The sequence below is a fragment of the Paenibacillus sp. S29 genome (assembly GCF_049319765.1).
GTDB classification, from domain to species: Bacteria; Bacillota; Bacilli; order Paenibacillales; family Paenibacillaceae; genus Paenibacillus; species Paenibacillus polymyxa_B.
Map to the genome: position 1 here is coordinate 1 of NZ_JBMOUI010000096.1, position 298 is coordinate 298.

Here is a 298-nt window from a genome sequence, read left to right on the forward strand (position 1 = left end):
GACGTCCTACTCTCCCAGGACCCTGCGGTCCAAGTACCATCGGCGCTGGAGGGCTTAACGGTCGTGTTCGGGATGGGCACGTGTGGAACCCCTCCGCTATCGCCACCAAACATGAATTTGCTGCGCAAATTCTTCCGTATGGTTATTCGGTTCATCACTTATTGTGTGAATGAATAGCCATGCGCTTGTTGTATGTATTTCTATATACCTTCAAGGTTACCCCCTGAAAACTGGATCCGAAACTCATTTGCGTTTTATTTTAGGATAAGCCCTCGACCGATTAGTATTGGTCAGCTCC

1 rRNA gene is annotated in these 298 nt (G+C 48.7%); it reads right to left on the reverse strand.

Going from position 1 to position 298, the window contains the following annotated elements:
* Positions 1-110 (reverse strand): 5S ribosomal RNA (gene rrf / locus ACL9RM_RS26655); the annotation flags it as partial.
* Positions 111-298: the final 188 nt, after the last annotated feature.